Annotated in this window: 23 protein-coding genes and 1 riboswitch; of the genes, 9 read left to right on the plus strand and 14 right to left on the minus strand. The window is 65.1% G+C overall.

Features of this window, described 5'->3' with window-relative positions; all coding sequences use genetic code 11:
- Positions 1-36: 36 nt before the first annotated feature.
- The 7 genes from AB0366_RS20115 to AB0366_RS20145 form a co-directional block, all read right to left on the minus strand.
- A complete protein-coding gene (locus AB0366_RS20115) occupies positions 37-333 on the minus strand; it encodes a DUF6412 domain-containing protein (protein ID WP_366245489.1) in 297 nt (98 codons plus the stop codon).
- A 23-nt stretch (positions 334-356) separates the two neighbouring features.
- Complete coding sequence (locus tag AB0366_RS20120) at positions 357-1,745, minus strand: DUF6297 family protein (RefSeq protein ID WP_366245490.1); 1,389 nt, start codon at positions 1,743-1,745, stop codon at positions 357-359.
- Complete coding sequence (locus tag AB0366_RS20125) at positions 1,733-2,359, minus strand: ABC transporter ATP-binding protein (protein ID WP_366245491.1); 627 nt, start codon at positions 2,357-2,359, stop codon at positions 1,733-1,735. The genes AB0366_RS20120 and AB0366_RS20125 overlap by 13 nt, the downstream gene beginning before the upstream one ends.
- A 61-nt stretch (positions 2,360-2,420) precedes the next feature.
- On the minus strand, positions 2,421-2,705 hold the full coding sequence (locus AB0366_RS20130) for a DUF6412 domain-containing protein (RefSeq protein ID WP_121870371.1): 285 nt from the start codon (positions 2,703-2,705) through the stop codon (positions 2,421-2,423).
- Between the two features lie 40 nt (positions 2,706-2,745).
- Positions 2,746-4,176, minus strand: a complete 1,431-nt coding sequence (locus AB0366_RS20135) for a DUF4173 domain-containing protein (RefSeq protein WP_366245493.1) — start codon at positions 4,174-4,176, stop codon at positions 2,746-2,748.
- Positions 4,177-4,264: 88 nt separating this feature from the next.
- On the minus strand, positions 4,265-5,239 hold the full coding sequence (locus AB0366_RS20140; protein ID WP_314142460.1) for a HAMP domain-containing sensor histidine kinase: 975 nt from the start codon (positions 5,237-5,239) through the stop codon (positions 4,265-4,267).
- Positions 5,236-5,910 (minus strand): response regulator transcription factor, encoded by a 675-nt coding sequence (locus tag AB0366_RS20145; RefSeq protein WP_366245494.1) that lies wholly within the window; start codon positions 5,908-5,910, stop codon positions 5,236-5,238. The genes AB0366_RS20140 and AB0366_RS20145 overlap by 4 nt, the downstream gene beginning before the upstream one ends.
- Positions 5,911-6,082: 172 nt before the next feature.
- Between AB0366_RS20145 and AB0366_RS20150 the strand changes: the two genes are divergently transcribed.
- The gene (locus AB0366_RS20150; RefSeq protein WP_366245495.1) at positions 6,083-7,129 is read left to right on the plus strand and encodes an ABC transporter substrate-binding protein; all 1,047 of its coding nucleotides are present in this window, start codon (positions 6,083-6,085) and stop codon (positions 7,127-7,129) included.
- Between the two features lie 9 nt (positions 7,130-7,138).
- Here the strand turns inward: AB0366_RS20150 and AB0366_RS20155 are convergent, their stop codons facing one another.
- Positions 7,139-8,281, minus strand: coding sequence for an MFS transporter (locus AB0366_RS20155; protein ID WP_121872551.1), 1,143 nt, complete (start codon positions 8,279-8,281; stop codon positions 7,139-7,141).
- Positions 8,282-8,626: 345 nt separating this feature from the next.
- Positions 8,627-8,749: riboswitch (SAM riboswitch) on the plus strand.
- A 186-nt stretch (positions 8,750-8,935) separates the two neighbouring features.
- Between AB0366_RS20155 and AB0366_RS20160 the strand changes: the two genes are divergently transcribed.
- Positions 8,936-10,285, plus strand: a complete 1,350-nt coding sequence (locus AB0366_RS20160) for a bifunctional o-acetylhomoserine/o-acetylserine sulfhydrylase (protein WP_366245497.1) — start codon at positions 8,936-8,938, stop codon at positions 10,283-10,285.
- Between the two features lie 59 nt (positions 10,286-10,344).
- On the plus strand, positions 10,345-11,427 hold the full coding sequence (locus tag AB0366_RS20165) for a homoserine O-acetyltransferase (protein ID WP_366245499.1): 1,083 nt from the start codon (positions 10,345-10,347) through the stop codon (positions 11,425-11,427).
- A gap of 36 nt (positions 11,428-11,463) precedes the next feature.
- Here AB0366_RS20165 and AB0366_RS20170 read toward each other — a convergent pair whose 3' ends face one another.
- Genes AB0366_RS20170 through AB0366_RS20180 form a run of 3 tightly spaced genes read right to left on the minus strand, consistent with a single transcriptional unit; the run spans position 11,464 to position 13,315 of the window.
- The gene (locus AB0366_RS20170) at positions 11,464-11,781 is read right to left on the minus strand and encodes a DUF3017 domain-containing protein (protein ID WP_121870377.1); all 318 of its coding nucleotides are present in this window, start codon (positions 11,779-11,781) and stop codon (positions 11,464-11,466) included.
- Positions 11,782-11,792: 11 nt separating this feature from the next.
- The gene (locus AB0366_RS20175) at positions 11,793-12,650 is read right to left on the minus strand and encodes a bifunctional methylenetetrahydrofolate dehydrogenase/methenyltetrahydrofolate cyclohydrolase (RefSeq protein WP_366245500.1); all 858 of its coding nucleotides are present in this window, start codon (positions 12,648-12,650) and stop codon (positions 11,793-11,795) included.
- Between the two features lie 56 nt (positions 12,651-12,706).
- On the minus strand, positions 12,707-13,315 hold the full coding sequence (locus AB0366_RS20180; RefSeq protein WP_366245502.1) for a pentapeptide repeat-containing protein: 609 nt from the start codon (positions 13,313-13,315) through the stop codon (positions 12,707-12,709).
- A gap of 33 nt (positions 13,316-13,348) precedes the next feature.
- On the opposite strand from AB0366_RS20180, the gene AB0366_RS20185 reads away from it, so the two are divergent.
- Both AB0366_RS20185 and AB0366_RS20190 read left to right on the plus strand, forming a co-directional pair.
- Complete coding sequence (locus tag AB0366_RS20185) at positions 13,349-13,813, plus strand: tRNA (cytidine(34)-2'-O)-methyltransferase (RefSeq protein ID WP_366245503.1); 465 nt, start codon at positions 13,349-13,351, stop codon at positions 13,811-13,813.
- 88 nt (positions 13,814-13,901) lie between these two features.
- Positions 13,902-14,369 (plus strand): MerR family transcriptional regulator, encoded by a 468-nt coding sequence (locus AB0366_RS20190; RefSeq protein WP_366245505.1) that lies wholly within the window; start codon positions 13,902-13,904, stop codon positions 14,367-14,369.
- Positions 14,370-14,404: 35 nt separating this feature from the next.
- Here AB0366_RS20190 and AB0366_RS20195 read toward each other — a convergent pair whose 3' ends face one another.
- Positions 14,405-14,653 carry a hypothetical protein gene (locus AB0366_RS20195; RefSeq protein WP_366245506.1) on the minus strand — a complete coding sequence of 83 codons (249 nt, stop codon included), beginning with the start codon at positions 14,651-14,653 and terminating at the stop codon, positions 14,405-14,407.
- A 350-nt stretch (positions 14,654-15,003) separates the two neighbouring features.
- Between AB0366_RS20195 and AB0366_RS20200 the strand changes: the two genes are divergently transcribed.
- A complete protein-coding gene (locus tag AB0366_RS20200; RefSeq protein WP_366245508.1) occupies positions 15,004-15,558 on the plus strand; it encodes a DUF6764 family protein in 555 nt (184 codons plus the stop codon).
- A 41-nt stretch (positions 15,559-15,599) separates the two neighbouring features.
- On the opposite strand, the gene AB0366_RS20205 is transcribed toward AB0366_RS20200, so the two are convergent.
- Complete coding sequence (locus AB0366_RS20205) at positions 15,600-16,496, minus strand: SDR family oxidoreductase (RefSeq protein WP_366245509.1); 897 nt, start codon at positions 16,494-16,496, stop codon at positions 15,600-15,602.
- On the opposite strand from AB0366_RS20205, the gene AB0366_RS20210 reads away from it, so the two are divergent.
- The 3 genes from AB0366_RS20210 (at position 16,420) to AB0366_RS20220 (ending at position 20,352) form a co-directional block, all read left to right on the plus strand.
- Positions 16,420-16,743: a helix-turn-helix domain-containing protein gene (locus tag AB0366_RS20210; protein WP_366245511.1), complete on the plus strand. Its 324-nt coding sequence runs from the start codon at positions 16,420-16,422 to the stop codon at positions 16,741-16,743. The two genes, AB0366_RS20205 and AB0366_RS20210, sit on opposite strands and share 77 nt — an antisense overlap.
- Positions 16,744-16,854: 111 nt before the next feature.
- Entirely contained in the window at positions 16,855-19,230 is a 2,376-nt protein-coding gene (locus AB0366_RS20215; RefSeq protein WP_366245512.1) for a DUF222 domain-containing protein, read from the plus strand.
- Between the two features lie 168 nt (positions 19,231-19,398).
- A complete protein-coding gene (locus AB0366_RS20220; RefSeq protein WP_366245513.1) occupies positions 19,399-20,352 on the plus strand; it encodes a HAMP domain-containing protein in 954 nt (317 codons plus the stop codon).
- Positions 20,353-20,423: 71 nt separating this feature from the next.
- Here the strand turns inward: AB0366_RS20220 and AB0366_RS20225 are convergent, their stop codons facing one another.
- Positions 20,424-21,353, minus strand: a complete 930-nt coding sequence (locus AB0366_RS20225) for an SDR family oxidoreductase (RefSeq protein WP_366245515.1) — start codon at positions 21,351-21,353, stop codon at positions 20,424-20,426.
- Positions 21,354-21,375 lie beyond the last annotated feature (22 nt).

Raw genomic sequence — 21,375 nt, forward strand, 5'->3', positions numbered from 1 at the left:
CGGTCGGTTGGCGTCTCGACCGGATCTCGCAGTGGCTCAGGAGAACTCGAGCCACCGGTCCGGTCCACGGACCGGACCGGGCGCTCTGGGCATGGGGCGACCCGGCGCATCGGGTTGCTGTTGCCTGCGGAACGATCCCCGAAGTCGCCGCCCGTCCGCGCCTGCAGCGCACGACGACAGCGGTGCGATCACGGCGAGGTCGGACGGCGCACCGAGGACGACCAGGGACGCCGCGACCAGCGCACCGAACATCGCTATCTGTGCGGCGGGTTGGGCGTCGACGACGGCGAAGACGACGAGCAGGACGGCGACGACGCCGAGCGCAGTGGCCACGGAGCGATGGGTACTCGACCGGCTCATCCGATACCCACTGCTATCTGCACCACCGCACACGCGAAAACGACAAGTGAACCGCGAAACAACTGCCGAAGCATGTCAACCGGCACCTGCCCCATCGGCGTCTCCAGTATCAGCCCTCCGTATTCGAGTGGCGGACGCGACGCCGATCGATACAGAGCAACGAGCGCTACGAACGGGGTCGGCAGCAATGCCCACAGCGACGCTCCGAACACGACCGGTAGGCAGGCACCGAATACAGCGAGGATTCCGACTGCAGGCACCACAAGATGCGCTACCCGCAGACTGCGATCGGACCCTCCGAGAGCCGCACGAAACGCACTGGACGAGTTGACGTCTCGTAGCCCGCGACCGCATACGGTGCCTACGACGCAACATGCGAGCAGTAACGCAACCGGACGCAGGGGCAGCGCGAATACCGCCGCGCACAGGTAGACCGCGATGACGACCGAAACCAGAGTGCGCACCGCGCGCCGGTCGCGAAGTACGCGTCGAGCATCGGCATCCACGAACATTCGCCGACGCGAACCCGAAAACGACCGAGACCGAACCAGTCCCACACGACGCCAAGTGCGCGAATCCATTTGGGAAGAAACGAACGATGTATCCATCGTCGCGATCGCCACCGACAGAGAGGTCACCAACCCCGAACCGCGTTCCAGCGCAGACCGATTCAGTCGATGCATGCGGGATCGACCGACCCACACGATCGCAACACCGAAGACGAGGGCCACGGCCGACGGCCACCCGATGGAGAGTGCGGGCAGTACCGGCGCGTGGACGGCGGACACCGAACAGCCGACGACGCCGATGCACACGAACCCGAGCGAGGTTGACCGGTACCACCCCTCCCAGAACCGCGATGTCTGCGCCAGCACTCCCCATCCGACAACGCTCGCACCTATCGCTGCTCCCATGCCGCCGAACCACCACCAACTGTGGGCAGTCGTACCGAACAGTGTTGCTACTCGCGCGATCAGCACACCCAGGGCACCGCCACATGCTGTCGAAGTCCAGTATCGCGGAGCGAGCACACCCGACCGATCGAGCGGGGTCGAGTGAATCCAGAACTGTTCGGCAGAATCCACCACGACCGGCCCCACCGCCCGCACCGCAGCCATGACCAGGCCGCATGCTGCGATTGCGAGGCCGGACGCGAACAGTGAGTCGACCTCCAGCAGCAGCCCCGCAAGCGGGTTCCCAGACTCGGGTCGGTTGGGCTCGAAGCGCCCGAGAAGGTGCCACAGCAGTCCCGTCGCTACGAACACCGGTAGTCCCCACACCGCGAGGACAGCGCCGATGTCGATCGGCCTCCTCGCGCGTGTCCAGCCGCGAATCCGGCTACGGACTACGCGTGGCGAGGGAACGGCCGTCATCACTGTCGCCATCGGTCACCGTCCACGCTCGTGTCGGCTACCTGCTCGACGAGATCCGGGTCGTGAGATGCCATCAGGACAATGCAGCCGGCCTGCTTCTCGCGCACGATGGCCTGAGCCAACCAGCGCTTGCCTTCGGCGTCCAACCGCTGCTCGGGTTCGTCGAGCACCAGTACGTCTCGCGGTCGCACGAACGCCGAACCCAATGCCAGCCTTCGCTTCTGACCGCTGGACAGCGTGACTGGCAGCTGATCGACGACGTGGCCGAGCCCCAGTCCCTCGATCACCCGCTCTGCTGCACTCGCAGGGTCGGCGACTCCGTGGGCCGCAGCAACGAGTTGCAGATGTTCACTCACCGACAGATGCGGGAACGTCCCCGGATCGTCCAGGACCGATGCCACGCGCGCGCGGAAATCGGGCGCGGCTTCGTCGACAGCATTCCCGAAAAGTGTGATGGTGCCGGAATCGAGATTGTCTGCTCCGACGACGCAGCGGAGCAGGGTCGTCTTTCCGGCACCGTTTGCACCTACGAGCGCACACACCGATCCCTCCGGTACGACGAACGAGATGTCGCTGAAGACGGTCAGCGAACCGAAACGCCTGGTGGCGTCGTTGATGACGAGCATGATTGTTCTCCCGGCAAACCTCGCGGACAACGGGTCGCGAAGGCGTGGGGGAACTTTCGAGTTACAGTGCCCCCACCAATGCACCGGGTGCACGGGGTTGAGGGCGGCCGGGAGCATCCGGGCGATGTTGACGCCGGAACGCACCTCGAAGGTGGCGTTCCTCTGCGGTGGGGCCGACATTCGGCAGTAGGCGCAGCAGTGCCGGAACATCGACTCGGTGCGCGAGCACCATCAGCGTTGCCAGCGCCGCGACGAGGATCAGAGCCACGTCTGCGGTTGCGGTAGGCATCGTCAGGTACAGCGACACGAGGAGCAGCGAAGTGACGACCATGCTCTGGTATCTCATTCCGCACCTCCCTGGTGTGCCACTGAAACTGAGTTGTTGCTCAGGGTACAGATACCGAAGGGTCCGTGCACAGGTGCCAGGTATCGCCGACGAACACCGGACCGCGAGCTTGTACACAGGGACGCACGTAGTCGGGCAGTCGCTCGAGCTCCGCGTCCGCGTCGGCCGACAACCCACCCACGTAGGACGTATCGATTCGTCCGGTCTGCTCGAACCGATCGACGTTGTGCCGTGCGATGTACGCATCCGGATTCAGTGCCGCCAGCGCGAGCACGGTCAGAACTGCACCGACACCTACTGCTCTCGGTAGCCAGCGCCCCGACATCCGCACGCCCGAGACCAGAACCAGTACGAACACCGATGCCAGCCACCACTCGACAGCCGTGACGAACAACCTGAGCGTCGTGTAGCCGTACTGCTGCTCGTACAACGACATTCGATGCAGGGCCGACGCAACGATCACCAGCGACAGCAGGCACAGCGCTCCGAGCAACGTCCGCAATGCAATTCGTTCACGCCGATCGTCGCGGCGGGCCTTCGCGACCGTGACCGCGATGACGAGCAGTGTCAGTACCGTGACCGCGAGCAATTGCCAGAAGCCCTGCCGGGCGTATTCGGCGTTGGTCAGACCCTCGGTGGTGAGGACGTGCCCCTGCCCGCCGAACAGCGTCGGCACCTGGAACCCGACGAACACGACGAACAGGGCCACCACCGCCCCGAGGGGAACCATCCACTCCCACAACTGCACTGTTCGACGCGGCGACGGTGCGAGGCGATCGAACCGAGGCGGATGCAGCGCGACGTAGGCGACGGCGAGCGCACCTGCTGCGGTGAGCACGAAGACGAGAATGCGACCGGCGACGGACGCGGCATCGAACTCGGGTGTCACCGCGCTCAGCGCATCCGAGAAACGCTTGTCGGCCGCACCGAACAACGCTGCGAACACGACCAGGAGCGCGATCGTGACAATGGAGACCATGCCGATCCGGACCGGCCGTGGCCCTTCCAGGTCGATCGAACCGGCTCCGCGCTCGGTCCACCGAGCCACGCGCACCGGCAGAAACACCGGTAGTAGACCGCCGAGTGCGATTCCCGTCCACGTCCAGGCGCGGGAGAGCACCACCACTGCGACCACGACGGCGAGCGTCGTCGACATCGTCACGATCCACTCGGCCGATCGCAGTGCAGACACGCTCGCCAATGCAAGCACTCCTGCCACCCCTGCCCATTCCCACCCCGACAGCCTGCCGCGGCGAGCTGCGAGCACAACGGCCACGAAGGCCAGGGCGGTGATCAGCACACCGAACGTGTTGTCCACCAACGTCACTGCACCGATCAGCCCGGCAACAGCAGACCCGATCAGCGCCGCACGGGGGGCCTGCGCATACCGCAACACCGGCCAGGTGCGAGGCCCCCAGAAAGAGTGACCGTGCTTCGCTGTCGGATGAATCGGAGTGTCGATCGTGGTCATGGCGCTTCCTTCTTCTGTGTTTCGGGCATGGAAGGTCGGCGGCTGCGGTCCGGGGACGTGCAGTCGCGGTTCGGGTGGATCGAGAAAGTCAGTGCTCGGGGATGGCCACTCTGATGTGGCAGCCGACTTCGCTGTCGAGAACTTCGATGGTTCCGCCGTGCAGTTCGGTGGCCCAGCGGGCGATGCCGAGGCCCAGACCTGTTCCGCCGTCGGTGGATCCGCCGCGGGTGAATCGGTCGAACACCGCATGGCGATCGGCGAGGGCGATGCCTGGGCCCTGGTCGACGACGTCGAACGCATACGCTCCGCCGATTCGATGGGCCCGCAGTGTCACGGTGCTCGAATGGGGCGAATGCCGCACGGCGTTGTCGACGAGGTTGGTGATCACCTGTGTCATGCGAGATCGGTCGGCCACTACGGTCGAATCGTCGGGCGAGACGACTATCGACACTCGTTCTCGGTGAACGGAGGTCGCATCCTCGAGGAATTGCCGCACTGCGAACTCCTCCGGGGCGATGGTGAGCACACCGCCCTCCACCCGCGACAGGTCGAGCAGTTCGCTGACCAGATCTCCGAGCCTCTCGGTTTGGCGCAGCGCCACCGACAGCGCCGCGGGATTCGCGTCGGTCACCCCGTCGACCATGTTCTCGAGCACGGCACGCAGGGCGGCGATGGGCGTCTTCAACTCGTGCGAGACGTTGCCGATGAGTTCGCGGCGGTACTTCTCGGCGGCTTCCAGATCACTTGCCATGGTGTTGAACGCCGTGGCGAGCTCGCCCACCTCGTCCCTGGACGTTGCCCGCACTCGCGTCGAATAGTCGCCTCGCGCCATCGCTTTGGCGGCCGAGGTCATCTCGCGCAGCGGTGACGTCATCCCGTGGGCGACGAATTGTGTTGCGGCCAAGGACACGACGAGCGCTGCGAGGAGGGTGTAGCGAAATTGCCAGCCCGCTCCGATCCAGAAGACGACGCTCGCGAGCACCAGCACGATGCCCACGACGAGCGAGACCTTGAGCTTGAACGACCGCAACGGATCCAACGGGCGCGGCAGCATTCGCGTCATCGCGGCGACTCCACGGCGTAGCCCACGCCGTGCACGGTGCGGATGAGATCGCCACCGAGTTTGCGACGCAACGCTTTCACGTGAGAATCGACCGTCCTGCTGCTGGCCGAATCGTCCCAGCCCCACAGTTCCGACAGCAGGGTTTCGCGCGAGACCGCCGTGCGCGGCCGAGCAGCCAAGTAGGCGAGGATGTCGAATTCGGTTCTGGTCAAATGGATGTCACCGGAGGGATTGGTCACCCGCCGTTCGCGGTGATCGATCTGCACGTCACCGACTCGAACTGCCTGGGGTTCGGCGGTCACCGTACGCTCGGCACGCCGAACCAGGGCGTGCACGCGAGCGACCAACTCGCGCATACTGAACGGCTTACCCAGGTAGTCGTCCGCACCGACGCCCAGGCCGACGAGCATGTCCGTCTCGTCCGACTTGGCCGTCAACATCAACACCGGCACCGGGCGGGCCGCCTGGATACGACGACACACTTCGAGTCCGTCGAACCCGGGCAGCATCAGATCGAGCACCACCACGTCGGGATCGATCCGGGCGCACGCGTCGACGGCAGACGGGCCGTCGGCGGCAGTGACGACCTCGTACCCCTCGCCGCGCAGCCGAGCGGCAACGGCCTCGGAGATCGTGGGCTCGTCGTCGACGACGAGAACTGTGCGGCTCATGAGAACTGACCCTAGAGGGCGCACATGGAGGAGCCCGTCGGGAAATGTGGAGGTTCGGTGAAGGTTGAAGCCAGGCAATTCACGTCGCGTCGGCAGACGGACTCGACTGCGCATCGAAATTAGGGTGGGCTACCCTTCCCGCTGTTGGCCAACCCTTCCGAAAGGCGTCTCGATGCACATCCGACCACTTCACCGAACCTGGACGGTGTGCGCGATTGCGCTGACCACCGCGGGGCTGCTGACTGCATGCTCGAACTCCGCCGACGAGGCGTCACCGATGGCCGGCACGTCCTCCGATTCGGCGGTCTTCCCGGTCACGATCGAGCATGCATTCGGCGAGACCGTCGTGCCAGAAGAACCCACTCGTATCGTGGTGGCCGGCTACACCGAGCAGGACACGGTCCTCGCACTCGGCGTCGTACCTGTCGGCGTCACGGAGTGGTACGGCGACCAGCCCTACGCCACCTGGCCCTGGGCGCAGGCCGCGTTGGGCGACGCGCAGCCCGAAGTTCTCTCGGCCACCGGCGACGGCTTCGAGGAAGAGAAGATCGCCGCCCTCGAACCCGATCTGATCATCGCCACCAACGCAGGCCTCACCGAGGACACCTACGACAGGCTCAGCGACATCGCTCCCACACTCGCCCAATCGGACGCCTCCACCGCCTACTTCGAGCCCTGGGACGTCCAGGCCGAGAAAATCGGACGTGCGCTCGGCAAGAAGACCGAGGTCGACGCCCTGATCGACGGCGTGAACCAGAAGTTCGCCGACGCCGCAGCCGCGCACCCCGAATTCGCCGACAAGAAGGCGATCTTTCTCCAGAACGCGTTCTACGAGGGCAAGGCGATCGCCTACCAGGACGGGTTGAGCACGGACTTCCTGACCAAGCTGGGCTTCGTCGTACCCGACGACATCGACGCCTACGTTCCGGCGGACGGCGGCGGCCAGGCGAGCATCCCGCTCGAGAACCTGTCGGTCCTCAACGCCGCCGACGTGCTGATCTGGGGAACCGAAGGCCCGGGCGACCGCGCGGAATTGGAGAAGGAAGCGGTGTACAACGCCCTCGAGCCGGTGAAGGACGGCAACCTCGTGTTCACCGACGGCGTGACGGCGGGCGCGATCTACTTCACCAGCGTGCTCAGCCTGCCGTACGTGATCGACAAGCTGGCCCCGGCACTGGACGAAGCCCTCGACGGAACGCCGGCAACGATCACCGGCTGATCTCGGGCGCTACCGAGCGGCGGAACGCTTGTCCATCCACATGGCGGTGGCCAGTACACCGAGACCGGCCACCGCCAGGCCCGAGCCGACGGCGGCGGGTGCCGTGTAGCCGAATCCTGCGGCGATCACGGCACCGCCGACGGCAGCTCCGATGGCGTTGGCCAGGTTGAACGCGGCATGGTTGAGCGATGCGGCGAGCGTCTGGGCGTCCTCGGCCACGTCCATCAACCTCGTTTGCAGACCGGGTACAACCGAGGAGCCGGACGCGCCGATGAGGAACACCAGCAGTAGGGCGGTGATCGGATTGTGTGCGGCCACGACGAACACCGCAAGGAACACGGCCGTGGCGGCCAGGCCGACGAAGGTGCCCTTGAGCTGATACCGGTCGGCGAGCCATCCGCCGGCATAGTTTCCGACGACCATTCCGAGTCCGTAGATCATCAGGGCCACCGGAACGAAGGCGCGGGCGAGACCGGCGACGTCGGTCAGCGTCGACGCGATGTAGGTGTACACCGCGAACATGCCACCGAATCCGACGATTCCCACGAACAGGGTCATCCACACCTGGCTGCGGCGCAGTGCGCCCAGCTCGGTGATGGGGCTGGTGGTCGGCATCGCGTCGAGTCGTGGCATCCAGAGGACGAGCGCGGCAACGGTGAGAGCACCGATGACCGCCACGAGCGTGAATGCACTGCGCCATCCCAGCGCCTGCCCGATCCAGGTCGCCACCGGTACGCCGACGACGTTGGCGACCGAGAGTCCCATCATCACCATCGCGACGGCCTTGGCTCGCTTCCCCGGTTCGGCCAGGTGGGCAGCGACCAGGGCCGCTACTCCGAAGTACGCACCGTGCGGCAGCCCTGCAACGAATCGCGAGGCCACCAACTCGTTGAAGCTGGGCGCGAAAACGGTGCCGAGGTTTCCGAGGGTGAAGGCCACCATCAGCGCCAGCAACAGCATCCTGCGCGGAACGCGAGCAGCCAGGGCTGCGATGGTCGGCGCGCCGACGACCACACCGAGCGCGTACGCAGAGATCATGTGGCCGGCGGAGGGCTCGGAGATCCCCATCGTCGTCGCGATGTCCGGCAACAGACCCATCGATGCGAATTCAGTGGTGCCGATCCCGAAGCCGCCGATGGACAGTGCCAACATCGCGAGTTTGCGTCGGGTCGAGTGCGGTCGGTGACTGACACTCAGGCCACTCGACACCTTGCCGCGCACAGCGCTGACTCGGGACAGAGCGGAATCGGTGACAGTCACAGCAGTACAACCTTCGTGTGCAAATCGGGGGCAGAAGAAGCGGACGGGATTCGAGCCTGCGATCGGAAGCCGACCGAAGCAGGAACGTCGCTCCGGTCAATTGTCTTCCCGCAGATGGCTCGTTCTCGCGTCGATGCACGGTGATAGTGCTCACCCGAGCATCTGCTCGAGCTGTACCGGCACCCCTCGCGTGCCCTCGTTCCGGTGGGGTGCCGTCACCCGCTAAGATATTCGCCAGGTCATGAGTGCCAGCATCGAGCCCCGGCTTGCTGGCCGGCAACCCTCCAACCGCGGTGGGGTGCCCCGGGTGAACGACCAGGCCGGTCCGGCACGCGAGTGCCGAATCGACAAGCGCGGGTCCGCAGGAAGCGGACCCACTGAACCTTCGGTCCCCAGGGGCCGAAGCCTGTCAGGAGGTTCTCTCATGTGTTGCTGTACCGATACGCCCCGTAGCGCTCGACTTCTCGAGCTTCATTCGACATTCGATTTGTCTTAGACAGACTCGTCTCGGACAGTCTTGCCTCAGAAACCGGAGTATCAGCAGCCATGACCGATTCCACATCAGACGTCGTCGACGCCACCGGAGCACCCACCGAGGATCCGTTCACCGATCCCGCAGCCGACTGGAGCTTCGAGACCAAGCAGATCCACTCGGGTCAGACCCCGGACGGCACCACCAGGGCTCGTGCATTGCCGATCTACCAGACCACCTCGTACACGTTCGACAACACCGATCACGCAGCGGCGTTGTTCGGTCTGGCCGAGCCCGGCAACATCTACACCCGCATCATCAACCCGACTCAGGATGTCGTCGAGCAGCGCATCGCCGCCCTCGAAGGTGGAGTCGCGGCATTGTTGCTCGCGTCGGGTCAGGCCGCCGAGACGTTCGCGATCCTGAACCTCGCGGAGGCGGGCGACCACATCGTGTCGAGCCCGCGGCTCTACGGCGGCACGTACAACCTGTTCCACTACACGCTCCCCAAGCTGGGCATCACCGTCTCGTTCGTCGACGATCCCGACGACCTCGAGCAGTGGCGTGCCGCGATCACTCCGTCGACCAAGGCGTTCTACGGCGAGTCGATCTCGAACCCGAAGAACGACATTCTCGACATCCCGGGGATCTCGGCAGTGGCCCACGAGAACGGCATTCCGCTGATCGTGGACAACACCGTGGCGACGCCGTACCTGCTGCAGCCGTTGAAGCACGGTGCCGACATCGTGGTGCACTCCGCCACGAAGTACCTCGGCGGACACGGAACGGCCATCGCGGGCGTCATCGTCGATGGCGGTACTTTCGATTGGACGCAGGGCCGTCATCCCAACTTCACCACTGCAGATCCGAGCTACCACGGCGTCGTGTTCGCCGATCTGGGTGCGCCCGCGTTCGCGCTGAAGGCACGCGTTCAATTGTTGCGCGATATCGGTGCTGCGGTCTCGCCGTTCAACGCCTTCCTCATCAGCCAGGGTCTGGAAACGTTGAGCCTTCGGATCGAGCGGCACGTGGCGAACGCACAGAAGGTCGCCGCGTTCCTGGCCGGTCGCGACGACGTCGTCTCGATCAACTACGCCGGACTCGAATCGTCGCCGTGGTACCAGCGCGGGCAGGAATTGTTGCCGAAGGGGCAGGGCGCGATCATCGCGTTCGAGCTGAAGGGCGGTGTGGACGCGGGCAAGAAGTTCGTCAACGCACTCACCCTGCACAGCCACGTCGCTAACATCGGAGACGTGCGTTCACTCGTCATCCACCCCGCATCCACCACGCATTCCCAGCTGACTCCGGAAGAGCAGCTGGCGTCGGGCGTCACTCCCGGCCTGGTGCGTCTCGCCGTGGGCATCGAGGGAATCGACGACATCATCGCCGATCTCGAGGTCGGATTCAGCGCGGCGGCATCTTGAGTCACAGCTGCGACACAGGCGTTCGTCCGGAGGCGGTTCTTCCGTCTCCGGACGGGCGGTTGGGCACCATCGACATCGGTGGTCTCGATCTCGAGAACGGCGCTCGAATCTCCCAGGTCACCGTCGCGGTGCAACGGTGGGGCGAACTCGCCACCGACCGCAGCAACGTGGTACTCGTCGAACACGCCTTGACCGGGGACTCGCATGTGTCCGGTCCGCCGGACGCCGATCACGCTCTGCCCGGTTGGTGGAACGGAATGGTCGGTCCCGGCTGCCCCATCGACACCGACGAGTGGTGCGTCGTGGCGACCAACGTGCTCGGCGGGTGCGGCGGGACCACGGGCCCGAGCAGCGTCTCGCCCGACGGCACGCCCTACGGGTCTCGCTTCCCGGACATCTCCATCCGCGATCAGGTCGCTGCCGAGGCGGCCGTGGCCGACGTCCTCGGAATCGAGCGGTTCGCAGCCGTCGTCGGCGGCTCGATGGGCGGGATGCGCACCCTCGAGTGGATCGTGGGATACCCCGATCGAGTGGCGGCCGCGCTGGTCCTTGCGGTCGGTGCCCGAGCAACTGCCGATCAGATCGGTACCCAGACGACACAGATCGCCGCGATCAAGGCCGATCCAGGATGGCTGGGCGGCAACTATCACGACACCGGCACCTCGCCTACGGCCGGACTCGGCATCGCGCGGCGCATCGCGCACCTGACGTACCGAACCGAGAGCGAACTCGACATCAGGTTCGGGAACTCACCGCAGAACGACGAAGACCCGTGGGCCGGTGGCAGATACTCCGCACAGAGCTACCTCGAGCATCAGGCTGCCAAGCTCGTCAACCGGTTCGACGCGGCGACGTACGTCCTGCTCAGCGAGGCGATGAACCGCCACGATGTGGGCCGCGGCCGCGGCGGAGTGGCCGAAGCCCTTGCGTCCACAGCGGTTCCGACCATCGTCGGCGGAGTCGACTCCGATCGCCTGTATCCGCTTCGACTGCAGAAGGAGATCGCTCGCGAACTCCCCCAGTGCCGCGGACTCGAAGTGATCCAGTCGCGCGACGGACACGACGGCTTCCTCACCGAGGCCGATTCGGTGGCGAAGCTGCTCGCCGAGACGATGGAGCTGGCCCGCCTGGGCCGGCGCTGACACCACTCTCGTTCACCGGGCTCTGCAGCCCTGAGGTCAGTCGGTTCCCAGCGGATCGATAGACAGCGACAGAAAGACAATTGCACCGCCGACGCAGCCCAGCGCCAGCACATCGAACACGCGACTGCGCACTTGCAGTGTGCCGACACGTGTTTCGGGCAGGCACAGCCGCAGGACGGCCGCCAGCAGCGCTGCGCATCCGAAGATGAATGCGCCGCGCCGCCAGCGATCGGCCAGCACCAGAATCAGCGCGGCAAGGACGACGACCGAGACTGCGACGATCGGTAGGTTGCGCGCGACTGCCGCGCGAAATCCCGCGTCGGGCTCGCTTCGTGCATCCTCTGCATCGTTCACGTCCGATTCGCTCAGCTCTCGGCGGCGACGCGTTCGGCGCGCTCGACGACATTGGTGAGCAGGAAGGCCCGCGTCAGCGGTCCGACGCCGCCGGGGTTGGGCGAAAGGAATCCGGCCACCTCCGCGACACCGTCGGCGACGTCGCCGCGCAGTCCGTCCTCGGTGCGGGTCACCCCGACGTCGAGCACGGCAGCACCGGGCTTGACCATGTCCGCAGTGATCAATCCAGGTACTCCGGCCGCGGCGATCACGATGTCCGCGCGGGAGACCTCGGCGGCCAGATCACGAGTTCCGGTGTGGCACAACGTGACTGTCGAGTTCTCCGAACGCCTCGTCAGCAGCAGCCCGATGGGTCGCCCGACCGTCACTCCGCGGCCGATGACCACTGCGTGCGCACCGTCGAGAGCAACGTCGTAGCGGCGCAGCAGGTGCACGATCCCGCGAGGTGTACACGGCAGTGCGGCATCCTTGCCCAGGACCAGACGGCCGAGGTTGATCGGGTGCAGACCGTCGGCGTCCTTGTCCGGATCGATTCGCTCGAGCGCAGCGTTCTCGTCGAGATGCTTCGGCAACGGCAGCTGGACGATGTAGCCGGTGCATTCGGGGTTGGCATTGAGTTCATCGATGACGGCTTCGAGATCTGTCTGGGTGATGTCCGCGGGCAGGTCGCGACGAATCGAGGTGATGCCGACCTTGGCGCAGTCGTTGTGCTTGCCCCGGACGTACGCGGCCGAACCCGGATCGTCGCCCACCAGTACGGTCGCCAGACCTGGGGTGATGCCCTTCTCACGCAGCGTCGCCACGCGGGCGGTGAGATCGACGAATATCTCGTCACGGGTCGCTTTGCCATCGAGAATCGTTGCAGTCACCCGGTCATTGTTCCAGGTTCGGCGTCAGCAGCGGCGCACCGGTCCGATCCCCACCGTCAGCCCTCGACAACGAGCCCGTGCGCTGCCGCGTAGGCCACCGCCTGCATCAGCTCGATCTTCGCGCTGCGCACGCTCGCGCTCACCCACAGCGATGCGTCGGCGACGGCTCCCCGCAGATCCGCCTCGTCGAACTTCGCGTCGACGGCGCGGGCACCCGAGAAATCGACCGAGCGCACAGTTGCCTTCCGGAAGTCTGCGGACACGAGGTTCGCTTCCCTCATCCGGCACCCCGTCAGATCGAGACCGCGAAGGTCCGCGTTGCCCAGTGATGCGAGGGTGAAGTCGACCTCGTCGTATGTCGCTGGACGCATACGACTGTCGACGAACGTCGATCCCATCACGGTCGAGTGACGAAAGGTACTGTGCTGCAGGTTGGTCCGAGTGAAGGTGCACGATCGAAATGCAGAGTTCGTGTGAACCGATTCGGTCAGATCGGTGCCGGTGAAGTCGCATTCGGTGAACACCACCGAGTCGGTTCGAACGCCGCTCATGTCCGCGTCGCGAAAAGTACACCGAACGAACTGCCTACCGGTCCACTCCTGCCCGTCCAGTCGAGTGTCGGAAAAGTCCTCGCCGATCGTCTGTTCGTCGTCCACCTGCCCCATACTTCCCGGGCTCGTGATGGCAGAGTGAACCGGGTGTTTCGACTCATGTTCTTCGAGCCCCGCATCCCACAGAACACCGGCAACGCAATTCGCCTGGTCGCCGGGACCGGCTGCGAACTGCACCTGGTGGGCCCGCTCGGCTTCGACATGTCCGAGCCGAAGCTCAAGCGGGCAGGCTTGGACTACCACGATCTGGCGTCGGTGACGGTGCACGCAGACCTTTCCTCGGCCTGGTCTGCGCTGGCACCGACTCGCGTGTTCGCCTACACCGCACACGCAGCCCGGTCCTACGCCGACGTCGCGTACGAACCCGGCGACGTCCTCCTGTTCGGACCGGAACCCACGGGACTGCCCGACGACGTCCTCGACGACCCACATGTGACCGATCGACTGCGGATCCCGATGATTCCGGGCCGCCGATCGTTGAACCTGGCGAACGCGGCAGCAGTGACGATGTACGAGGCATGGCGCCAGCACGGGTACGAAGGCAGCGTCTGACTGGTTTGCGTCGGAGTGCGGACTTCCCGGGTGTACCCGAATCCGTCCGCCCGGTCTGACGGCACCGCCCGGACTATCTTCTGTACTCATGGCGACGACGGATTTGATGAACAGGGCGCTGGCGGCCGTGGCGGATTCGGACGCACAGTTGACCGTCGAACTGGTGCACGAGCTGATCGAACCCGGAGAGCTCGCCGAACCACTCGGTATCGCCGAGGTTGCCGAGCTCCTCGACATCTCCGCGCACACTCTGCGGTACTACGAGCGGTGTGGCCTGATCGAGGTTGCGCGTGACGCACTCGACCATCGACGGTACGACGACGCGGCCGTCCGACGGATCGTGTTCCTTACTCGCATGCGGTTGTCGGGGATGCCGATGCGCGACCTGCAGCACTACGTCGAACTCGTCGACGGCGGAGAACATACCGTTCCGGAACGACTCGACATGCTCGTCGGGCATCGAGACGCCGTCCGACGTCGAATCCGAGAACTGCAACTTTCGCTCGTGGCAACCGAATACAAGATCGCAACGTACGGCGGTGCCACCGGTCCGTGACAATCGCTAGGTCAGGTCCGCTGCGATGTCGACACTTACGGGAGCGCGGCACCGCAGCCCTGCATTGCGTTCCAGAAGTTGCCCGGGTTCGTCGGTGTGCCGTCGGTGTCGGAGTTGGAACTTGTTGTGAGCGTCGACAAATCGACCAGGTCGGAGAGGTGGTTCTTCTGTGACACCGAACTGTCGACGTCGCCGTGGCGGCTCGACAGGACCGATTCCGCTTCGATCCGTCCGCCTGTGGCCGTCACCGTCACCGTCTCCACTGCGCGACTTCCGGCGATCATCGAGAGCTGCCCGGTAACGATTTTCTTTCGTTCGACCGGTGCCGTGGATCGCTACCGTTCGGAGTCGCCGGCCATCCCGGGCACGAGCGCGGGACCTGTTCGTCGCATCGACATATCAAGTGGTGGAACAGAACTCGACGTATTGAACGCAGAACGCAGTATTGACCCCAACGTGCATCGGGCGGCCACGACCGCGGCGGCCGGGGTCCGAGAAACCGGACTTCTACGACGATTCATCCCCGGATGCCAGCGGCACCGTTACACAAACCTCACCGGCTTGCTGCCATGGACTCGCGGGGCGGGGTACCGTGTGCCGCACCGGCCCGTTTCGCTCGTGAAGGAGCTTTCTGTTGTTCTCTGTTTCCCTGCCCCGTCTCTCGTCCCCCAACTCCTCCTCCGCGCGCCCGTCCAGTCGGTTCAGTAGTCGAATTGCCCGCACCGCAGCAATATTCGCCATGGGCTCGGGATTGACGGTCGCGGCCCTGTCGGGCACGGCCACTGCGTCGGCAGCCCCCGTCAACTGTGTGTCTCCGCCTTCCGCCAACGACATCCAGGTCGACGACACCGCGAGCTGCGGAGCCACCTCGAACGGCACCGGGCGGGCCACCGCAGGCGCTGCTGACAGCGGCACCGCCGTCAGCGTCAACGACGGCCCCGGCGCGACGACCACCTACGCCAACGGATACGGCGTCGCCCTCGGAGCAAGCAAGAATGCAGGGACGGCCTACGCACTGGCACTCGGCGGCGGAATCGCTCACTCGTGGGCCGATGCCGGACAGACGACTGTCGCCGTCGCCGGGTGGGGATCCGGCGCTACCTCGGAGGGTCAGGGCGTCGATTGCGTCGGCCCCCTGTCACTGGCACTGAACCTCACGAGCGGCCAGTTCTGCGTCCTCGGTAGCTGATTGCCCGGTTGCACAGTACGAATCCAGTCGAACGGAGCCGATTACCCCGACACGAACTCGTCGAGGTAATCGGCTCCACCTACATACACGGTATGACCGGACCTCTCGATCGGCGTGACGACTGCAGCCGCCACGGCCGCAGCGAACTCGGCAACGGTCGGGAGCGCACCGTGCGCGGCGCGGGCGGCCACAGCATCGGGGTTTCGTCGCTCCAGCAGAGTGACCACGATGGTGCCCTCGATCATGTCACCGGACACGACGACGAAGTCGATTCCCCGAGAATTCAATTCGGGAATCATGTCGCGCAGGGCATCCTCGCCTGCTCGCTTGCTCGCAGCAATGGGCTCGTACTCGACGGGTACGGGCTTCCTGCCGTAGAAATGCGCCTGATGACTGGTGAGAAAGACGATTCGTGAGCCTGGTTTCATGCGGTCGGCGGCCGCTCGAGCCATCGCCACCTGCGCGTCGCGATTGATGCTCATGGCGTAGCCGGGATCTGCACCGAGCTCGAGCCCACCAGAAGCATTGAGAACCAGAACGTCGATTGCGCCGAATTCGGCTGCGACGGCGTTCAGCATCGCGTCGACTGCTTCGGGGTCGGTGACGTCGGCACCGACCGCTAGTGCGCGTCCTCCGCTTTCCTCGATCGAGTGCACAACAGCATCGGCTCTGCGCTTCTTCTCACGGAAGTTCACCGCCACTGCAGCGCCTTCGGCACCCAGTTGCACCGCCGTTTCCGCTCCGATGCCCCGGGACGCACCCGTGATCAGCACAGATTTTCCTGACGCGCGATGCTCCATAGACACCCTCCGCTTCGATTTTCGAACTGCTTCGATTTTCGAACTACTATGATCGAGCGCGATGGAAATGGCAAACGCACGCCGACAATCGATGATGGCCGTACTCGATCTCCTGGGACAGCGATGGAACATGCGCATTCTCTGGGAGCTGCGGAGCGGCCCGCTCGGCTTTCTCGAACTCAGACGACGCACCGACGACATCTCTTCCAGCGTGCTCGCCACGCGACTGCGCACCCTCGTCGACGCGCGCGTATTGATCAAGGACTCCGACGGCTCCTATTGCCTGACCGAACTCGGCGATGAGTTGGGGCCGGCACTCGAACCGCTTTGGCAATGGGCACAACGGTGGAACGAGAGCACCGACCCGGCCCACCACCGCCCCTGACCAGACGCGTAGGCCTCCCGGAGTATTTTTCCATTCTTGTCGGTGGCCCGGGTTACTCTCTTTTCAGTTCGAACGCACGTTCTGAAATGTTGCTCACCGGGGGGTGGAAAGATGGGTGCTCTGCCAGCTGTGTCACTGGAGGCGTTGACCGCGGCCGCGCGTGAGGAGAATCGGCAGGCGGCCCGCAAGATCTCCGCCTGCTACGACGTCCATCGGAGTTGGATCACCCTCGACACCAAGCACAAGCATTACAGCCGATACGGACGCACCGAGATGGCGGTAGCCCTCGGCTGTTCCGCGACGGTCGCCGAAGCGTACGTCTCCGTCGCCGTTGCCCTGCACACCCGACTGCCACTGCTCAAGGTCGCGTTCGAGACCGGCGAGGTCGACCTCCCACGAGTACGCACCGTATGCCGGATCCTCGACAACCTCTCCGATGCCATCGTCACGTTGGTCGAGAAAGAAGTGGTGGAGGCGGCGCTCAGGTCGTCCCCGGGTCCGCTCGAGAAGGAGATCTGGGACATCCTGGTGCGGGTCGCACCCGAGGAAGCAGCGGCGTTGCGGGACTTCGCGAAGAAGTTCCGCACCGTCACCTACACCCCGGCCGGAGAACTCACCCGCATCCGAGCGGAGCTGACCGCACCCGAAGCCGCCGCCGCATGGCAGCTGCTCGAGGAGATGGCAGACACCCTCTGCCCGAAAGACCCGCGCGGGAAGAAGGAACGCCTGTGCGATGCGTTCATGGCCCGCATGCACGGCGAACCCCGATTGACATGCCTGTGCCAACGCCCCGACTGCCCGAAAGCGGATGCGGTGCTGCCGGATCGGCGGGTGCCGTTGACGATGATCACCGTCGACATCGCCACCCTCATCGGACTACTCGCCAACCCCGCCTACCTCGCCGGGCACGGCTCCATCGACCCGGACCTCGCGCGGGAATTGGCCCGCACCAGCCACTGGCAGATCCTGCTCACCGAGGCGATCACCCTCGCCGAATCCCTCGGCCTCGCACACCAGAACCCAGAGACAGGCGACTGGGAACGAACACCGAAAGACCAGAAGCAGGAACCGGACTCAGTGTCGGATACAGACGAAGATGCTGATAGGGCGACGAACACCGACTCGGCAGCACACGGGACCGAGACGCGTAGCCGCACCGGCAGCGACTTGAAACCGGGGACCGAGGCCGAGTCTGGGTCCGAGGCCTCTAGTGCCACAGACGCTTCCACCGCCGCCGAGGCAACTACTGCACCGACAATGGAACCGGCGAACGAGTCCGCCACGCACAGTGACCCCGACACCGAATCAAACCCAGCACCATCACCGACCCCCGCGCCCGCTCCGACCAGCGCACCGACCACGATCACCTCGCCATCGTCGCAGTCGCCGACCAGAGTTACAGCAACCGCATCAGCACCCGCGACGGCAGCGGACTCTGCTCCCGGCCAGGAGACAGATCCCGACCGTGGCTCCGATGCAGCACCATCGAATGCAGCATCCGCCCGAGGTCCGGCCGGCACATCGAGTCCGACACCCGACCCGACCGGCGGACCACCTCGAACACCGGATCCAGCTTTGGCACCTGCGCCGATGCCGGAGCCCAGCACTGCATCCGACCGAACCGAAACCCACACTTCTTCACGTCAACCCGAGGAAATCAGGACAGTCACACCGACACCGACACCGACCACTGGACCGCCACCAGACGACTTACGTGACCCACCCACCCCAGATGGCAGCGACAACCAACGACGGACGCAATCCCTGACGTCCGCCGCAGCGATGTTCTGCACCCACACCCCAATCGGCAGGGGTACACGGCACAGCTCTGCCCTCGATCTGGACGGCGTCAGGCATCCCGCCCGCAACATGCGGGCACTCGACCTGCGCTCGACAATCCGGCCGGACCACCGCACCGGCTGTACAGCCAGTGGCATCTACATCGGCACCGCCTCACTCGCCGCCGCACTCGAAGCCGCCATCGCCGCCGACCCCACCCTCGGAAAATCCGTCGCCCGCGACCCACTCACCGACCGAGCCCTCACCTACCGACCCGACACCCTCACCACCGCAGCCGTCCGCCACCGCGACAAACACTGCCGATTCCCCGGCTGCCACCGCCCCGCCGCACGCTGCCAACTCGACCACATTAACCCGTTCGACCACACCAACCCCCTCGGCGGCGGCTGGACCACCGTCAACAACCTCCAATGCCTCTGCGAATACCACCACTCCGTCAAAACCGCCGGCTACTGGAAAGCTGTCATGCTCCCCGGCGGCGCGATCCTGTGGACCTCGACCTCGAAGACCGCACGCATCACGCTGCCCGCCAACGGCACGGCAGTACCCATCCTCGGCAACGACCTCAGACCACACATCCCCACCAAACCGAAACGATCCGGCATCATCGCCTACCCCAACCCACCCGACAACCACGACCCCGAAACAGAACCAACAGCCGAAGACACCGACACCCCACCCTTCTGAAGATCGAACTTTCGCGGAGGCCTGGGACCCATGCCGGCGCTCGCACCAAGGTAGGGAAGCCGAGCCCAGGTGCACGAACTCGATGGACCGTCGACCATTGCCGAATGTCGACGCCGGTCCACACGGCCTGCAGAATGATCGTCGCTCGACGACCGGCATACTCGAGAAATGAGCAATCCACGTGCAGCCGCTCGCCCCAGAGCACTGACGTTGCACGGCCGAATCCGAGTGTTGACGATGAGTGTGGCAGCCCTGGCAGTCGCAGTGAGTGCTCTCGCGATCTATCTTGTCGCGGAGCAAGCCCTCCGCTCGCAGATCGTGGACCGCGTGGAACGCAACAGCGACGCCATCATTGCCAGCGCCGCATCCGGCGTCCCGGCCGATCTCTTCGGCTTCGGCATCGAAGATACCGAGGGAACCGCGGTGAAGGTCGCCTTCGCAACCAGCGACGGCACATTGGTGACGTCGACTAACGGCACCGAGCCGTTCACCAATTCCAACGGAGTTCTGGACGATGCAGAAAGATCTGTCATCGACGGCGACACCGACCAGTCGCTGCGCGAGGTCCGAGGCTATTACATCTCGGCCAAGCGCACCGATGCCGGCGAGACGATCCTGGTGGCCGAATCGCTCAGCGCGGCGTCACCGCTACTCGGCAAGCTCACGCTCGCCTTGGTCCTCGTCGGTGCGTTCCTCGTCGCACTGGCAGGTGTCGCCGGTGCCGCCGTCGCACGCACCGGACTCCGCCCGGTCAGACGACTGCGGGCCGGTACCGAACGTGTTGCCCGCACAGGAGATTTCGAGCCCATCGACGTCAACGGTGACGACGAACTGGCATCGCTGGCCAACAGCTTCAACGAGATGTTGGCCTCCCTGTCTCGTTCGCGCGCACGGCAGGGTCAGCTGATCATCGATGCCGGCGCGGAACTGATGGAGCCGCTGACAGCCTTGCGCACCAACATCGATCTACTGATGTCGCTCGACCGGCCGGACACTCCGGATATGCCGGAAGACCAGCAGAACCGACTGCGCGTCGAGGTCATCGCTCAGATGGACGTCATCATCGGGCTGGTGCACGACCTGGTCGACCATGCCCGGGAGCCCGCGCCTACCCCGCAGTGACGCGTGCGTCAGGGTGCCGCAGTGACGGCCGAGAACCCGGCAGAACCAGTGGCCTTCAGAATCAGTGCCGTTCAGGACGAGAGCCGCACACCGGTCAGCTGTTCCGAGGCCTCCCACAGGCGACGCGCATCGTCCATCCTGCGCATCGGCTTCCACATGGCGACCTCGGTCGGTGGCCCGCCGATGAGTCGCTTCGGGCCGAAGAACTGATCTCCGTGCGCGTCACTACCCGCAGCCGCAACCAATCCCGGCTGCGCTGCGCTGTCCACAGTGCCCGCAATGCCGACGCGGGCGAGAACGCCGATCAACCGTCTGCCGGCCGAGTCTTTCGGCCGCCCCAATCCCGGCTGTGCCGCAAGCAGATTGGTCGGCGAAACTCCCGGGTGAGCGATGTTGCTGGTGATTCCCCAGCCGCCTGCGCTACTACGAGCCTCGAGTTCGCGTGCGAACAGAGCCACCGCGAGCTTCGATTGGCCGTAGGCCTTCATGACGTCGTACGACCGCTCCCAGTTGAGGTCGTCCCAATTGATGGTCCCCGACCGTGCCGCAATGCTCGTCTGATGGGTGACCCGCGCATTACCCTTCCGCAGCAGCGGCAGCAGACCTAGGGTGAGCGCGAAGTGGCCGAGGTGATTGGTACCGAACTGCAGCTCGAATCCATCCTGGGTGACCTGACGCGCAGGTGGCTGCATGACACCTGCGTTGTTGACGAGTATGTCGATCGCCCGGCCATCGGATGAGAAATCGTTCACCAGAGCGGAAACGGACTCCAACGACGACAGATCCAGCGCCCGAGTGGTGACCTTCGCTCCCGGTACCGCGACTCGGATCGATTCGGCTGCCCGCTCCCCCTTGGTGGCAGAGCGCACCGGCATGACGACCTCGGCACCGGAGCGGGCGAGCTGCGTGGCAATGACCGTTCCGATGCCGTCGCTCGCTCCCGTGACGACGGCAACTTTCCCCGTCAGATCGGGAAGGGATATGTGTGTTGTGCGGCCCATGGCAAGCTCCTGTGCTGGTGTT

This window comes from Rhodococcus sp. NPDC076796 (assembly GCF_040702765.1).
GTDB lineage: Bacteria > Actinomycetota > Actinomycetes > Mycobacteriales > Mycobacteriaceae > Rhodococcoides.

What these genes read in the sequence shown, in the direction of transcription:
- AB0366_RS20120 (WP_366245490.1), bottom strand. Translation starts at nt 1,745, where the DNA reads ATGGCGACAGTGATGACGGCCGTTCCCTCGCCACGCGTAGTCCGTAGC.
- AB0366_RS20125 (WP_366245491.1), bottom strand. Translation starts at nt 2,359, where the DNA reads ATGCTCGTCATCAACGACGCCACCAGGCGTTTCGGTTCGCTGACCGTC.
- AB0366_RS20130 (WP_121870371.1), bottom strand. Translation starts at nt 2,705, where the DNA reads ATGAGATACCAGAGCATGGTCGTCACTTCGCTGCTCCTCGTGTCGCTG.
- AB0366_RS20135 (WP_366245493.1), bottom strand. Translation starts at nt 4,176, where the DNA reads ATGACCACGATCGACACTCCGATTCATCCGACAGCGAAGCACGGTCAC.
- AB0366_RS20140 (WP_314142460.1), bottom strand. Translation starts at nt 5,239, where the DNA reads ATGACGCGAATGCTGCCGCGCCCGTTGGATCCGTTGCGGTCGTTCAAG.
- AB0366_RS20145 (WP_366245494.1), bottom strand. Translation starts at nt 5,910, where the DNA reads ATGAGCCGCACAGTTCTCGTCGTCGACGACGAGCCCACGATCTCCGAG.
- AB0366_RS20150 (WP_366245495.1), top strand. Translation starts at nt 6,083, where the DNA reads ATGCACATCCGACCACTTCACCGAACCTGGACGGTGTGCGCGATTGCG.
- AB0366_RS20155 (WP_121872551.1), bottom strand. Translation starts at nt 8,281, where the DNA reads ATGTTGGCACTGTCCATCGGCGGCTTCGGGATCGGCACCACTGAATTC.
- AB0366_RS20160 (WP_366245497.1), top strand. Translation starts at nt 8,936, where the DNA reads ATGACCGATTCCACATCAGACGTCGTCGACGCCACCGGAGCACCCACC.
- AB0366_RS20180 (WP_366245502.1), bottom strand. Translation starts at nt 13,315, where the DNA reads ATGGGGCAGGTGGACGACGAACAGACGATCGGCGAGGACTTTTCCGAC.
- AB0366_RS20190 (WP_366245505.1), top strand. Translation starts at nt 13,902, where the DNA reads ATGGCGACGACGGATTTGATGAACAGGGCGCTGGCGGCCGTGGCGGAT.
- AB0366_RS20195 (WP_366245506.1), bottom strand. Translation starts at nt 14,653, where the DNA reads ATGATCGCCGGAAGTCGCGCAGTGGAGACGGTGACGGTGACGGCCACA.
- AB0366_RS20210 (WP_366245511.1), top strand. Translation starts at nt 16,420, where the DNA reads ATGGAAATGGCAAACGCACGCCGACAATCGATGATGGCCGTACTCGAT.
- AB0366_RS20205 (WP_366245509.1), bottom strand. Translation starts at nt 16,496, where the DNA reads ATGCGCATGTTCCATCGCTGTCCCAGGAGATCGAGTACGGCCATCATC.
- AB0366_RS20215 (WP_366245512.1), top strand. Translation starts at nt 16,855, where the DNA reads ATGGGTGCTCTGCCAGCTGTGTCACTGGAGGCGTTGACCGCGGCCGCG.
- AB0366_RS20220 (WP_366245513.1), top strand. Translation starts at nt 19,399, where the DNA reads ATGAGCAATCCACGTGCAGCCGCTCGCCCCAGAGCACTGACGTTGCAC.
- AB0366_RS20225 (WP_366245515.1), bottom strand. Translation starts at nt 21,353, where the DNA reads ATGGGCCGCACAACACACATATCCCTTCCCGATCTGACGGGGAAAGTT.